13 protein-coding genes are annotated in these 14,854 nt (G+C 40.0%); 8 read left to right on the forward strand and 5 right to left on the reverse strand.

From position 1 onward, the window contains the following. Positions 1 to 2: 2 nt before the first annotated feature. Positions 3 to 878, reverse strand: a complete 876-nt coding sequence (locus SOI81_RS02845; RefSeq protein WP_320541210.1) for a metal-dependent hydrolase — start codon at positions 876 to 878, stop codon at positions 3 to 5. A gap of 121 nt (positions 879 to 999) precedes the next feature. On the opposite strand from SOI81_RS02845, the gene SOI81_RS02850 reads away from it, so the two are divergent. From SOI81_RS02850 to SOI81_RS02875, 6 genes are all read left to right on the forward strand, one after another. Continuing rightward, positions 1,000 to 2,049, forward strand: coding sequence for an AraC family transcriptional regulator (locus SOI81_RS02850; protein WP_320541211.1), 1,050 nt, complete (start codon positions 1,000 to 1,002; stop codon positions 2,047 to 2,049). Between the two features lie 246 nt (positions 2,050 to 2,295). Next, complete coding sequence (gene trpA / locus SOI81_RS02855; protein ID WP_016143082.1) at positions 2,296 to 3,099, forward strand: tryptophan synthase subunit alpha; 804 nt, start codon at positions 2,296 to 2,298, stop codon at positions 3,097 to 3,099. After that, the gene (gene accD / locus SOI81_RS02860) at positions 3,096 to 3,992 is read left to right on the forward strand and encodes an acetyl-CoA carboxylase, carboxyltransferase subunit beta (RefSeq protein ID WP_016143083.1); all 897 of its coding nucleotides are present in this window, start codon (positions 3,096 to 3,098) and stop codon (positions 3,990 to 3,992) included. Before trpA ends, accD begins: the two co-directional genes overlap by 4 nt. Further along, positions 3,989 to 5,275, forward strand: a complete 1,287-nt coding sequence (gene folC / locus SOI81_RS02865) for a bifunctional tetrahydrofolate synthase/dihydrofolate synthase (protein WP_239975435.1) — start codon at positions 3,989 to 3,991, stop codon at positions 5,273 to 5,275. Before accD ends, folC begins: the two co-directional genes overlap by 4 nt. Further along, positions 5,266 to 6,363 (forward strand): SPOR domain-containing protein, encoded by a 1,098-nt coding sequence (locus SOI81_RS02870; protein WP_239975434.1) that lies wholly within the window; start codon positions 5,266 to 5,268, stop codon positions 6,361 to 6,363. Before folC ends, SOI81_RS02870 begins: the two co-directional genes overlap by 10 nt. 87 nt (positions 6,364 to 6,450) lie before the next feature. Beyond that, complete coding sequence (locus tag SOI81_RS02875; RefSeq protein ID WP_239975433.1) at positions 6,451 to 7,380, forward strand: DUF6929 family protein; 930 nt, start codon at positions 6,451 to 6,453, stop codon at positions 7,378 to 7,380. A 145-nt stretch (positions 7,381 to 7,525) separates the two neighbouring features. Here SOI81_RS02875 and SOI81_RS02880 read toward each other — a convergent pair whose 3' ends face one another. The 3 genes from SOI81_RS02880 to SOI81_RS02890 form a co-directional block, all read right to left on the reverse strand. After that, positions 7,526 to 8,107 (reverse strand): dual specificity protein phosphatase family protein, encoded by a 582-nt coding sequence (locus tag SOI81_RS02880; protein WP_239975432.1) that lies wholly within the window; start codon positions 8,105 to 8,107, stop codon positions 7,526 to 7,528. Then, positions 8,104 to 8,916: an MBL fold metallo-hydrolase gene (locus SOI81_RS02885; RefSeq protein ID WP_239975482.1), complete on the reverse strand. Its 813-nt coding sequence runs from the start codon at positions 8,914 to 8,916 to the stop codon at positions 8,104 to 8,106. Before SOI81_RS02885 ends, SOI81_RS02880 begins: the two co-directional genes overlap by 4 nt. Before the next feature lie 170 nt (positions 8,917 to 9,086). Then, positions 9,087 to 9,737 carry a peroxiredoxin gene (locus SOI81_RS02890; RefSeq protein WP_239975431.1) on the reverse strand — a complete coding sequence of 217 codons (651 nt, stop codon included), beginning with the start codon at positions 9,735 to 9,737 and terminating at the stop codon, positions 9,087 to 9,089. Positions 9,738 to 10,143: 406 nt separating this feature from the next. Between SOI81_RS02890 and secA the strand changes: the two genes are divergently transcribed. Together secA and SOI81_RS02900 are read left to right on the forward strand one after the other, a co-directional pair. Continuing rightward, positions 10,144 to 12,864, forward strand: a complete 2,721-nt coding sequence (gene secA / locus SOI81_RS02895) for a preprotein translocase subunit SecA (protein ID WP_016143089.1) — start codon at positions 10,144 to 10,146, stop codon at positions 12,862 to 12,864. A gap of 130 nt (positions 12,865 to 12,994) precedes the next feature. Further along, the gene (locus tag SOI81_RS02900) at positions 12,995 to 13,438 is read left to right on the forward strand and encodes a hypothetical protein (protein WP_224992730.1); all 444 of its coding nucleotides are present in this window, start codon (positions 12,995 to 12,997) and stop codon (positions 13,436 to 13,438) included. Positions 13,439 to 13,504: 66 nt separating this feature from the next. Here SOI81_RS02900 and yhjE read toward each other — a convergent pair whose 3' ends face one another. Further along, positions 13,505 to 14,815, reverse strand: coding sequence for an MFS transporter (yhjE, locus tag SOI81_RS02905; protein ID WP_239975430.1), 1,311 nt, complete (start codon positions 14,813 to 14,815; stop codon positions 13,505 to 13,507). Between the last annotated feature and the right edge of the window lie 39 nt (positions 14,816 to 14,854).

The following is a 14,854-nucleotide window of genomic DNA, read 5'->3' on the forward strand; positions in this document are numbered from 1 at the left end:
GGTTATAAACCTGCTTGCCAAAATGCTTCACCCGCTGCAATAGGATCATTTGTCTTTTCAAGTGTTTCGATCCAAACTGGATATTGACGAATGACTGGATGCTGACTTGGATGAAAATCTTTTTTAAACCAATCTAAATATTGGCTTTTCATGGCGGTTAAGGTGCCATTTTTACCAAAGAACCAAGGTAAGCCTTTAAGGCTCATCAAGAGTCTTTCTCTAGAACTAAAGCCATCACATTTCAACATGATATTGGTGCGATAGAGTGTAAAACCAAACATGAGTACAGTCGTAAGAACCAATACAAAACGACGAGTTGACTCTGGTACTTCACCTACTTGTTTCATGACATCAAAAGCAACATCACGGTGCTCCATCTCTTCAATGGCATGCCACGCAAACAGCGCTCGAATATAGGGGTGAGCATTTTCCAAAGTTTTTTTATTGCTATAAAACGTTTCTGCCATTAATGCCGTTAAATGTTCAGCTGCCGCTGTCATTGCAATATTGTATTGCGGTGAGCGTTTGGTGAGTTCAAAACGAAAAATTCTTTTCAAGGTAGCTGTGAATTGGTCAACAGGCATACCTTGTTCTTTCATGAGCTGATTCATTTTGTCATGAGCAATACCGTGTTGAGCTTCTTGTTTAATAAAGTCCACAACTCGTTTTTGTAGTTCTGGATCATCAATTTTGTCACGGAACATACGAACACATTCGATAAAATAACGCTCTCCATCAGGAAAGGTTAAGCTGAGTGCATCAAACATACGAGTCAAAAAAGGATCATTATTAAACCAAAAGCGTGGTGCTTCGTTTAAATGAAAATCCAGATCTTTACGAACCACGGGTTCGACTTGATAAGAAACATGTGCGTTCATATTTTTATTTCTCGCATCTAACATGTTCATTAGTATGTCGTGAATGGTCGGCTTTGTTTTGACAGTTATTACCAATTTTTATACAGTTTGCGACAAGATGGCATTAAAAAAAGGATGAGCCATGCAGGATTTTACGATTTCAAATGGCTATTTTTATTTGTGGAACACTTACTTAAAAGAAAGAGGAATCGATTGGCAGGGATTAAATCTTACGGACGTTCAGGCTCGTCAGGTTCAAAATATTTTAGCTTCATCTATTGATGCTCAATCTTCTTTACACTTTTTTCTTGAACTCTTAGAGCTGACAGAGTCTCGTCTACAAGTTTCTAATTTAGCTTTGGAAATGGCAACTTGTATTACACCTGCCAATTTTGGTGTATTGGGCTATATGGCTTCTCGAAGCGGCAGTTTCGCAGAGGTTCTTGAATATGTCATGAAATTTCATCGTCTCGTCATTGACGGTGAGCAAGTCGTGCCTATGAAAATCGAACAAGATACTTCTAGCATCCGTTTGTATTGGCCTTTGGTTGATGACAGCAATATTATACTTTGTGAGCTAACATTGGCAGCTATGGTACAACTTGCTAAACAAATTGCTCCTTTTCATGATTTCCTCTTGCAGCATGTTGAGTTTGTACATCGCTCCCGTGGAGCATTAGTACATTATCAGCGTTTCTTTCAATGCAAATTATCATTTGAGCAACCTTACTATGCATTAACTTTTGCAAGTGAAGGATTAAGTGTTCGTCCTCGTCAGGCCGACCCAACTCTAATGCAACTTTTGGTGAAACAGGCAGAAGAGGCATTGGCTCAGCGGAAAATACATACAGATTTAGCTCAGCAAATACATTGGATTGTTCATGAATATTTTAAGCACAAGCAACAAGCCCCGAAAATAGAGGATATTGCTATTGAGTTGAATATCTCAGTACGAAGCTTGCAACGCCAACTACAGTCGTTAAACACTTCATTTAAATTAATTTTAGATACTGAACGGATGAAGCGCTGTGAAATATTACTTCACCAAAATGAAAGCCTGACTGTAATTGCTGAACAGTTGGGATATTCGGACCAGTCGGCGCTTGCGCGTGCACATAAAAATTTGACAGGACAAACTTTACTCACACGTAAAAGGCAATTACAACTCGCGCATAAAAATATTGAGAAATAACTTTTGGGTGGTGATTTCTTGTTCATGCTAGGGTCTAATAATGGCTCGAAAATAGGAAGCTTTGATCATTGAGAAAAGTTTCAAAATATTGATAAATGTACGCCATGGGTTGTATGAATCATACAATCGAATATCGCCATAACGTTAGAGCTGTTCAATGGACAAAAAATAGCGTTAAAATGCGATGTTCTTGTATTTCTACAAACAACTCCTCAATTTTAAATAATTCAAGGAAAGCACAACCCTATGTCACGTCTTGCCACCCGTTTTGAAAAGCTTAAGTCCCAACAACGTAAAGCGCTTGTATCTTATGTTATGGCGGGTGATCCACAGCCACAAGTAACGGTTCCGTTACTGCATAAAATGGTTGCGGCAGGAGTAGATGTCATTGAGCTTGGTTTACCATTTTCAGATCCAATGGCTGATGGCCCGGTAATTGCGCTTGCAGCTGAACGTGCGCTTGCAGCAGGGACCAATACGTTGGATGCACTTAACATGGTAAAAGAGTTCCGTGAGCAGGATCAGGAAACACCTGTTGTTTTAATGGGTTATCTAAATCCGGTTGAAGTGATTGGTTACGAGAAGTTTGTTTCTCATGCGAAACAATGTGGTGTAGATGGCTTATTACTTGTGGATTTACCACCAGAAGAGTCAAAAGAATTTGGTGCTGTGTTGAAACAACATGATATGGACCAAATTTTCTTGCTTGCACCAACTTCTACAGATCAACGCATTCAACATGTGGCAAATCAGGCAAGTGGATTTATCTACTACGTTTCACTGAAAGGTGTAACGGGAGCCGCAACACTTGATACGGCAGAAGCTGCTGCACGTATTCAAAAGATCAAAAGTGCTACTGATATTCCAGTAGGTGTTGGTTTTGGTATTAGTGATGCCGCTTCAGCAAAAGCAATGGGTAACGTTGCTGATGCCGTGATTGTAGGTAGTGCTTTCGTTAAAAATTTTGCAACGTTGGCAGCGGATGACGCTGTTGAACAGACGGTGAGTAAAGTCAAGGAGCTTCGAGCAGCGCTCGATGAGTTAGTATGAATCAAGAAGTGAAACCAGGGAAAGTTCTTAGCCCTTCGACACCATGGACAAAACGTCCGGTTCCAGGTATTGAGGTCGCAGATGAGCAACAAATTCTCAAAGCAACATTTACTGAGCCAACGATTGAATGTCCTGAATGTCATGCACTAGTGACACGTACAGCAATATCTTTCAATGCGTATGTTTGTCCGCAATGTGATGAACATTTACGTATGAAAGCTCGTGACCGCTTGAACTGGTTCTTCGACAATGTTGTAACTGAATTGGGCCAAGAATTTAGTGCCAAAGATCCACTAAAGTTTGTTGACTCTAAACCGTATCCAGATCGTATGCGTGAAGCGCAAACTAAAACTGGTGAAACGGAAGCTTTAATTGCCATGCAAGGTAACTTAAATGGCGTGGATATGATTGCATGTGCTTTTGAGTTCGACTTTATGGGCGGCTCAATGGGTACGGTTGTAGGTGATCGCTTTGTTCAGGCTGCCGAGCTTGCAATTGAAAAACGTCAACCATTAATCTGTTTCGCAGCTTCTGGTGGCGCGCGTATGCAAGAAGGTATGTTATCGCTTATGCAAATGGCGCGTACTTCTGCTGCGATTCAAAAATTAAAAGATGCTGGCTTACCGTATATCGTGGTGTTAACACATCCTGTATATGGTGGTGTAACAGCTTCATTAGCAATGTTGGGTGATATTCATATTGCTGAACCTAAAGCGATGATTGGCTTTGCTGGTAAACGTGTAATTGAGCAAACTGTACGTGAAACACTAGAAGAACCGTTCCAACGTGCTGAATATTTGCTTGATCATGGTGTAATCGATCAGATTGTTCATCGTCATGCTTTACGTGATACTGTATCTCGACTTGTATCGAAATTGATGAACTTACCTTGAACCAACAAGCTCCACTTTCAATAGACTCTTTAGATACATGGCTCAATTATTGGAGCCATGTTCACGTTACAGGGATAGATCTTGGTCTGGAACGTGTAATTCCTGTTGCAGAAAAGCTGGGTGTAACTCAGCCCCATGCTAAAGTTTTTACAGTAGCCGGAACGAATGGTAAAGGCTCAACTACAACTACACTGGCTGCGATATTAAACGCACAAGGTTATAAAGTTGGGCTATATCAGTCACCGCATATCTATCGCTTTAATGAGCGAGTCAAATTAGGTGGAGTCGAAGTCGATGATCAAAGTCTGATTGATGCTTTTGTTCAAGTCGATCAGGCTCGTCGCGATTGCGATTTAAGCTTATCTTTTTTTGAAGCAACCACTTTGGCTGCTTTTGTTATTTTTAAACAACAACAATGTGATGTATGGGTGCTCGAAGTCGGTTTGGGCGGGCGTTTAGATGTCGTCAATGTGATTGATCCCGACATTGCAGTAATTACTAATATTGGCCTAGATCACACAGATTGGTTAGGCGATACCATCGAAAAAATTGCTTTTGAAAAAGCAGGTATTATTCGTCCACATATTCCGGTTATTTTTGCAGGCGAGCAACCATTGCCGCAAGCAATTCAAGATAAAGCACAAAGTACACAAGCAGAGTTATATACTATTAATCGTGATTATTTTTATAAGCTCGCAGATGATGGACAAAACTGGTACTTTGCTTCGGAAGGAACTACTTTAAAATTTCCGTTAGGTACATTAGCGATTGAAAATATTGCTGGGGCAGTTGCTGCCATTTTAAATAGCGGACTTGAGATTTCTCAGTCAGCATTAGAAAAAGGTATTCAATCTGCTCGCTTAGCAGGGCGTTTTGAACAGCGCCAAGTGGATGGGAAAACGGTAATTTTTGATGCTGGACACAATCCTCATGGTGTTGAATTTTTGTTAAAGCAATTGCGAAATTTCTTAGAATACAATAAACAGTACACAGAAGTTGTCGCAGTATTTTCAATGCTGGCAGATAAAGATATAAAATCAGTAGTCGATTTATTGAAACCTACTGTTTTACATTGGAAAATTGCTGAATTGAATGTGCCGCGTGCTGCATCGATTCAGCAACTCAATGATGCCTTGCAAGGCCAGACAGTACAACAATATGGCAATATCAAAGAGGCTTTTAAATCAGCGCTTGAGCAAACAAATAACAATCAGCTGATTTTGGCCTGTGGTTCGTTTCATACTTTAGAAGCGATTTGGGAGTATTTGGAAGAATGTCAATGAATAACAAACAACGCTGGATGGGTGGCGTTGTTTTACTAGGAGGTGGTGTTTTATTGGCAGCATTACTTCTAAAAGGAAATGAGGAAATAAAACAGGTTGAAGTTCAACCATCCGCATCCACATCGCCAAAAACTCAAACTAAACCAAAACAGACAACTGAAGGGCAAATGGTACAACTGCAACCGCTTGCGGTTGACGTTGAAACTGAAAAACGTTTGCTTGAAGAACAACGTCGTGCGCGTGAAAAGGCTGTTGCCGAACAAGAAGCACGTGCAGCTGAGTTTTTAGCAATGCAGCAGCAGGCTGAGGCTGATGCTGCTCGTAAAGCCGCAGCAGAGTACGCTGCAATTAATGCGCGCCGTACAGCGGCTCAAGAAAGTTCAGATAATATTCCACCAGAGTTAGTGGGTGAGGCGAAAGCTAAAAACCAGCAAACCAATACGGTGAATAAAACAACTGCTACTTCAAAAATAGATGCAGATAAAAAAGCTGCTGAAGCAAAACGACAAGCAGAAGCTGATAAAAAAGCAGCAGATGCTAAGCGCCAAGCAGAAGCGGATAAAAAAACAACTGAAGCCAAACGCCAAGCGGAAGTTGATAAGAAAACAGCCGAAGCCAAACGCCAAGCAGAAGCTGATAAAAAAGCGGCAGATGCTAAGCGCCAAGCAGAAGCAGACAAGAAAGCAGCTGAAGCCAAACGCCAAGCAGAGGCTGATAAGAAAGCAGCCGAAGCTAAACGCCAAGCAGAAGCTGATAAAAAAGCTTCTGATGCTAAACGAAAAGCGGAAGCGGAGAAAAAAGCTGAAGCTGAAAAGGCGCGTGAACTGCTTGAAAACGGTGATAAAAAGTGGATGGTTCAAGTGGCTTTGGCTGCTAACCAAGCAAATGCAGATGCAGTGGTTTCTAAATTACGAGCTAAGGGCTATAAGGTAACTACAAGCCCAACCAGTAAGGGAATCCGTATTATGGTTGGTCCTGCGAAAGACCGTGATACAGCAGATGCAGCTCGTAAAAAAATTACTTCTGATTCAAGCTTAAATATGAAATCAGCTTGGGTAATTGACTGGGTGCCGCTTGATCAGCGATAAAGGCTGATCATCCCCTAAATCAAATCTGGAACACTTCAAAGGCTGTATTCTTGTGAGGAGTGTTCCATTCAATAGGGGATCTTGAAGATGAATACAATAATTAAAATATTAGAAAAATTTGTTTTTGCACAAGATTCAATGATTAGCGCGCTGTCTGGAGTTGCTTGTGTGGGGGAGGATGTTTATTTTGTTGGCGATAATCTCCCTTATCTATTAAGAATCAAGCGAACCCAGAACATGGCCGATGCAAAGGTCTTTGAAAAAATTCCATTATTTGATCCCTCAGAGCAAATACCGCTCAGTGTATTAAGCAAAAAACAGAAACCTGATTTTGAGGCTTTAACCTCCATAAGTTGGAACGGACAATCACAGCTTTTGGTGATGGGGTCGGGTTCAACAGAAAATCGAAAACGAGCATTACTTTATAACCCTGCCAATGATCAGGTCAGGACCTTCTTGGATGCGGTTGATTATGATTTTTTGCAGCATCAGGTTGAGTTAACAGGTGGGGCTGATCTCAATATAGAAGCCATATGTTCAGACCATCGTTATCTCTATATTTTTCAACGTGGTAACATAAATAGCCATCATGGGGTTTTAATCTTTGATTTAATTAAAATTCAAGCAGAAGAACCCTTAGCAAATACACTTATACATTCCCTCAAACTGAGCTTAGCTGAGCTTGATGGTTCAGCAAGCGGCATTTCAGATGCTTGTTTTTTAGCGGATAAAAATTTGATTGTTGCTACAGCTACGGTCGAACAAACACTCAATACCTATGATGATGGTGTTGTCTTAGGAAGTTTTATCTTGGTGTTTTCACCTGATGGTAAAGCTTTAGCGACTCATTTGATTCAAGATGCGAAAGGACAGACGCTGCCAATCAAGGTTGAAGGGATTACTTGGTTTGAATCTAGATCTAATGGCGAAGTCTTTTTATTAGTAACAGACAGCGATGGTGGTGATTCTGAGATTTTGAAGATATTGCTTAGCAACGCCGCTTTGGGAAAATCATAAAAATAAAACATATTTTTGATAGTTATCTCTCTTTAAATATATATTTTTCGATGTATTTGCTAAAAATGAAAACGATCAATAAGTGGGTGATTGAGCCAATTTATTTGCCTAGTAATTGGGTTTGTATGCAAAAACACTCGAGTCTTTAGCTGCTAGAATTCGACAATTGTTGTTGAATCCATCTTACATTTTCAGGAGTAAATAACCGGTCAATGTTCTTCCAAATAATATGATAACCATAACCTCCGTGTTTCATTTCTTTAACGGCATCATCAATTGCCCAATTTTCAAAAATAATGCGATACATGGCAACGCTGGCCCCTGTACGATCTGAACCATGGTAACAATGCAATAAAACGCGTTGATCATTCTGCTTAGCAATTTTGATTTGTTGCATGACTTCTAATAAATCTTGTCGGTTAATTGCCCATGTGTTGATAGGAATGTGTACAAGATTAAAATTTTCATTTTTAAAAACTAAAGTATCTGCGTCTTTGGCCCTCAAATTAATGATCGTTCCAATTTGATTTTTCTTTAATTCTGAAATCATGGCAGCATTTGGTTGTTCACTGCGAAAAACATCATTACTAATTTGGTAAAAGTTATGGGTTTGAGAAACTAAGCTTCCCCAATCTTGTGGTCGATGCTCATGAGCAATACTTTCGTGCTGCATACAGCCTTGTAGATTTATACAGATCACAAGTGTAAGGAGTGATAATTTCTTCATGTTTGATACCGTTTCAGCTCATCGGGGTCGTGAGCACAAATTATTTCAATTGTTGGCTCATGTTGAGCTAAATGCTGTAAGCGCTTAAGGTTGAAAATACGTTTTTCATTATCCTCTGCAAATGTTTTTTCCAGCAGACTGAGCGATCTTAATTTATTTTTAGGATTTAACTCTCGGTGTGAGTAGTAAGCATCTCCACTAAATAATAACCAGTGTTTTTTTTGCTTTATAGCAATACCGCAATGTCCAGCCGAGTGACCTAGGAGCGGTACCATTAAAATTTCATCTTGAAATAGGGGAAAACCTTTTACTTTTTCGAGGTTGAACCATCTTTCACCTTTTTGATATTCAACAAAGTTCCAATATCGATGGTCTTTATATTGATTGGTTCTATAGCGAAGTTTGCCTTTAAGATTTGGAAGTTGAGCCGCATTATATTCTGCTGCTAAAACATGGACTGTGGCATGGGGAAAATCTGAGATACCACCAGCATGGTCAAAATCAAGATGAGTAACAAAGATGTGCTGTACATCTTTAGGGCTAAATCCGAGCTTTTGGATTTGCTGGATCGCGCTAAATTCAAGATTATGCTCAATCTTGCCTAGACGTTTCACTAATGGGCCTAAGCGCTGCTTCATATGTAAGTAGTCTTGCAAGCCAAAGCCCGTATCGATAAGTACTAAGCCTCGATCAGTTTCAACCAGAAGGCAATGACAGATTACCTCAGCTCGGAAGCCTTTTTGTCCAAATAATGGCGCACAAACCGGGCACATACTGCCACACTTTAAATGATGAATCTTATAGATCATGATTTTTATTTTTTTACCGAATCGGTTCGAGTTATAACTGATCTGAACAATAAAAACCATGAGTATTCAATGCATAAATAAAAAAGCCACCGCGTTGGATGACTTTTTAAGGTGTGATATTTAATCTCTCGTGCCTACGCACTTCGTTTGTCTTGAAAGCAATAAAACCTTTAGTCGGTTTTATTGCTTTCAGGCTGTGGCGTGAGGCGTAAATAAGGTTTAACTGCTGTATAGCCTTTAGGGAAGCGCTGTTTAATTTCTTCTTCATCTTTAAGTGATGGCACAATAACGACATCTTCACCCTGCTGCCAATTCGCTGGTGTAGCGACTTTATGTTTATCTGTTAACTGTAAAGAATCAACAACACGTAAGACTTCATTAAAATTTCGGCCAGTTGAAGCAGGGTAGGTAATGATTAAGCGAACTTTTTTGTTAGGATCAATAATCACTAATGAGCGTACCGTCAGTGTTTCACTGGCCTTAGGGTGGATAAAACCATAGAGCTCAGATACCTTACGGTCTTTATCCGCAATGATAGGGAAGTTGACAGTTGTATTTTGTGTTTCATTAATATCGTTGATCCAGCCTTTATGAGACTCTACATCGTCTACTGACAAAGCAATCGCTTTAACATTACGCTTCGTAAATTCATCTTTTAATTTTGCTGTGTAACCTAACTCAGTTGTACATACGGGGGTATAGTCAGCCGGATGCGAAAATAAAATCCCCCAACTATCCCCTAAAAAATCATAAAAATTAATTGTGCCTTCACTCGATTCTTGTTGAAAATCGGGAGCAGTATCTCCTAATCGTAGTGTCATGATCGTTCCTCAATTGCTCATAATTTGTCATTCGATCAAAAGAATATGCAGCATTTGCTTTATGATTAAAATTATTGTTTTTGTATTTTATTATGAATTTTTTATATAAGTGTAAATATATATGACTAAAACTCATTATTTTAACTGCTTAATCAATGTAACTTTAAGGTAAATTTGCTAAATTAGATTTCTCGGAAGTTATGCTTAATCGATGAGCGTTAATGGTGTGTTTTTGGTGCTCGGCACATTAAGGGGAGATTAGATGAATGAAAAACCGTTCATCTAACTATCAGATTTTTTTTAGGGGTTTTGTGCAAACCCCTTGTACTTCAAATTTCTGGCACCATAATAAACGACTGAGAAAAAGTTTATTCATTTGACCAAGCAAGATTTAGAGAGTTTATCCATGTTGGCAAGTCTGATCGGAGGTATCTTCGGTACAAAAAATGAGCGTGAACTCAAACGCATGCGCAAAATTGTTGAGCAAATCAATGCGCTCGAGCCGACGATATCAGCTTTAAGCGATGCAGACTTATCTGCAAAAACTCCAGAATTCAAACAACGTTATAATAATGGCGAAAGTTTAGATAAATTACTTCCAGAAGCGTTTGCAGTGTGTCGTGAGGCCGCTAAACGTGTGATGGGGATGCGTCACTATGACGTTCAGTTAATTGGTGGTATTACCTTACATGAAGGTAAGATTGCCGAGATGCGTACTGGTGAAGGTAAAACCCTCATGGGTACTTTGGCGTGTTATTTAAACGCTTTGAGTGGCCAAGGTGTGCATGTCATTACTGTGAACGATTATTTGGCACAGCGTGATGCCGAGTTGAACCGCCCATTATTTGAGTTTTTGGGTCTATCAATTGGTACGATTTATTCAATGCAAGGTCCGTCAGAAAAAGCGGCAGCTTACCTTGCTGATATTACTTACGGTACCAATAACGAATTTGGTTTTGACTACCTTCGTGACAACATGGTGTTTTCTTTAGCAGAAAAGAAACAACGTGGTTTGCACTATGCCATTATCGATGAAGTTGACTCCATCTTGATTGATGAGGCACGTACACCATTAATTATTTCTGGTCAAAGTGAAGATTCTTCACACCTCTACAGTGCAATCAATACGATTCCACCTAAATTACATCCGCAAAAAGAAGAAAAAGTAGCAGATGGTGGGCATTTCTGGATTGATGAAAAGCAGCGTTCAGTTGAAATGACCGAAATCGGTTATGAAACTGTTGAACAAGAACTTATTCAAATGGGCTTGTTGGCCGAAGGCGAAAGCTTATATTCAGCAACAAACCTAAATCTTGTTCATCATGTGTCGGCTGCTATCCGTGCGCATTTCCTGTTCCAACGCGATGTTCACTATATTATTCATGAGGGTGAAGTCGTTATTGTTGATGAACATACGGGTCGTACGATGCCGGGTCGTCGTTGGTCAGAAGGTTTACATCAAGCTGTTGAAGCAAAAGAAGGCTTGGAAATTCAGCCTGAAAACCAAACCTTAGCAACAACAACATTCCAGAACTATTTCCGTCTATATAAAAAGCTTTCAGGTATGACAGGTACTGCTGATACTGAAGCTGCGGAAATGAAAGAAATTTACGGCCTTGATGTTGTGATTATTCCAACGCATCGCCCAATGATTCGTAACGACCAAAACGATTTAATTTATTTAAACCGTAACGGCAAATATAACGCGATTATTCAAGAAATTATGAATATTCGTCAGCAAGGTGTTGCTCCGATTCTGATTGGTACGGCAACGATTGAAGCCAGTGAAATTTTATCTTCTAAGTTAATGCAAGCTGGTATTCACCATGAAGTGTTGAATGCAAAGCAGCATGAGCGTGAAGCGGACATTATTGCTCAGGCGGGTAGCCCGAATGCAGTAACGATTGCAACTAACATGGCTGGCCGTGGTACGGACATTATCTTGGGTGGTAACTGGAAAGCTAAGCTTGCCAAACTAGAGAACCCAACTGCAGAAGATGAAGCACGTCTGAAAGCACAATGGGAGCAGGACCACGAAGATGTATTGCAAGCGGGTGGTTTGCATATTATTGGTTCTGAACGCCATGAATCACGTCGTATTGATAACCAGTTACGTGGTCGTGCCGGTCGTCAGGGTGACCCTGGTGTTTCTCGTTTCTATTTGTCTCTTGAAGATGACCTTATGCGTATTTTCGCAGGCGACCGTGTCGTTGGTATGATGCGCGCGATGGGTTTGAAAGAAGACGAAGCGATTGAACATAAAATGGTGAGCCGTTCGATTGAGAATGCTCAGCGTAAAGTTGAAGCGCGTAACTTCGATATTCGTAAAAACTTATTGAAATACGATGACGTGAATAATGAACAGCGTAAGATTATTTATTCACAACGTGATGAAGTATTAGCTGAAAATACCTTAAAAGAATATGTTGAAGAAATGCATCGTGAAGTGATGCAAGGCATGATTGCTAACTTTATTCCACCAGAGTCAATTCATGACCAGTGGGATGTGGAAGGTTTAGAAAATGCTTTACGTATTGATTTAGGTATTGAGCTGCCAATTCAACAATGGTTAGACCAAGATCGTCGTTTAGATGAAGAAGGTTTAGTTGAGCGCATTAGCGATGAAGTGATTGAGCGTTATCGTCAGCGCCGTGCTCAAATGGGTGACGAATCGGCAGCAATGCTTGAACGTCATTTCGTTTTAAACTCTCTTGATCGCCATTGGAAAGATCACTTAGCTGCAATGGATTATTTGCGTCAAGGTATTCACTTACGTGGCTATGCGCAAAAGAATCCTGAACAGGAATATAAGAAAGAAGCTTTCAACCTGTTTGTAAATATGTTGGGTATTATTAAAACTGATGTTGTGACTGATTTGTCTCGTGTACATATCCCAACACCAGAAGAACTTGCAGAAATGGAAGCTCAACAGCAGCAGCAAGCTGAATCAATGAAGCTTTCTTTTGAACATGATGATGTAGATGGTTTAACTGGTGAAGTTACACTTTCTCAAGAAACCATGAACGAGTCTGCCGATCAGCAAACTTTCCCTGTTCCAGAAAGTCGCAATGCGCCATGTCCATGTGGTTCAGGACTAAAATATAAGCAATGTCACGGTAAGATCTAATCTGCCTTCACAAAAAAGCAGAACAATTGTTCTGCTTTTTTTATGTTTGTAGTAAGCCTGTGAATAATGTTTGCAGTTTTAAGCATTAAATGATATTTACTTCTCATCCAGAGTGTATGTTGGAAAGACAATGAAAAAAGTATTACAACCTTTATTTTTAACTGTTCTTGCTGTGCCTAGTTTTGTTTTCGCAGCAGAAACAGCTTCAGCCCCTCAAACGACAACGGTTGATAAAGTTCTTGCAGCAAAAGGCCCAACTTCGGCTCAAGCTGTAGTGAAGCAAGAAAATACTACAGTGATTAGCCCACGTACTGGTATTCGCTATACGTTGGGGAACACAAATAATCGCCCAATTATTTTACAAACTACTGCGATTGCTCCAGCAAACTCAGCAAACATCAATCGTATTGTGGCAACTAACCCAGCTCTCTCTGCAAAGAGCCAAGAAAAAGCAAAAGTGGCTTTAATTGGTGAAGCAGCTGTAGCAGGACCAGCAGCTGTTGCAGCAAGCAATGTTACAGCTCCAGCTGTATCAAATAGTATGGCTCCTTCGAATCCAGCAACAATGAATTAAGACATATATGTATAAAAAAGCCGGTTCAATTTTGAACCGGCTTTTTTATGGGGTGTTTTTAAAACTTTAAATCTGGTTATTTACATCATCATTTTTTGTTTCACGAATGAGTAAGAACGCGATGAGTGATAAAAGTGATGCAGCAGTAAGATAATAACCAACCGCATATAAACCATAAGTTTCAGCAAGCTTAGTCGCAATGAGTGGGGCAAAAGATGCACCAAAAATACCAGCCAAGTTAAAAGTTAATGCTGAACCTGTATAACGAACTGAAGTTGGGAAAAGTTCAGAAAGAACTGTACCAATTGGACCATAGGTTAAGCCCATAATTGCCAAGCCAGTACATAAGAAAAGGAAGACGATTAAGGTATTTCCAGACTCTAACATACTAGAGAAGAACAAGCCGAAAATCGCAGCAGCAATACAAACGCCAATAGAAGTTGTTTTACGACCAAATTTTTCTGCAAAAATAGCCGATAAAGGAATGAATGCGGCAAAGCAAAGTGTAGCAAAGAGTTGAAGTTCTAAGAATTCACCACGTGCATAGCCAAGCTTTGTGGTTCCCCAGTTTAAAGCAAATACGGTAGTAAGATAGAACACGACAAAGGTACAAATTGCTGCAAATGTGCCAAGAATAAGTTTACCTGTATGTTTAGTTAATACTTCTTTAAATGGAATATTAACTTCTTTTTGCTTATCTAAAACCTTTTGGAAAGCTGGAGTTTCATGAAGCTTTAAGCGAATGTATAAGCCAACAATAACCAATACAGCACTGGCAATAAATGGAATGCGCCAGCCCCATTGCATGAATGCTTGCTCAGGAATAGCTGCACTTAATAATAAGAAAGAACCTGTTGCTAAAATAAAGCCAATTGGAGCACCTAGCTGTGGAAACATGCCATACCATGCTCTTTTACCTTCTGGAGCATTTTCAGTCGCTAATAATACTGCGCCACTCCATTCACCGCCTAAGCCTAGACCTTGTCCTAAACGACAAACGGCTAATAGTAATGGTGCGACAATTCCGATTTGGGTATAGGTTGGAAGCAAACCAATACATACGGTCGAAATACCCATGGTCAGTAAAGCTGCAACTAAAGTTGCTTTTCGGCCAATACGGTCTCCGAGATGGCCGAATAGTGCAGCACCAATAGGGCGAGCAATAAAGGCAATTGCAAAGGTTGCCAGAGATTGTAAGACTGCGGCACTGCCACTACTAGCAGGGAAAAATAGGTGTGGAAAGATAATCACGGCAGCTGTTGCATAGATATAAAAGTCGAAGAACTCAATGGTTGTACCGACTAAGCTTGCAAACAAAACTCGTGTCTTTGAATTAGTGGCTACTACAGGAGCAGCAGTCGCAGAGGTTGACTCCATATAAGTCCTTATATAAGTTAAAATTTATTTTTAATTACT

It is taken from the genome of Acinetobacter pittii, assembly GCF_034067285.1.
Lineage (GTDB): Bacteria > Pseudomonadota > Gammaproteobacteria > Pseudomonadales > Moraxellaceae > Acinetobacter > Acinetobacter pittii_E.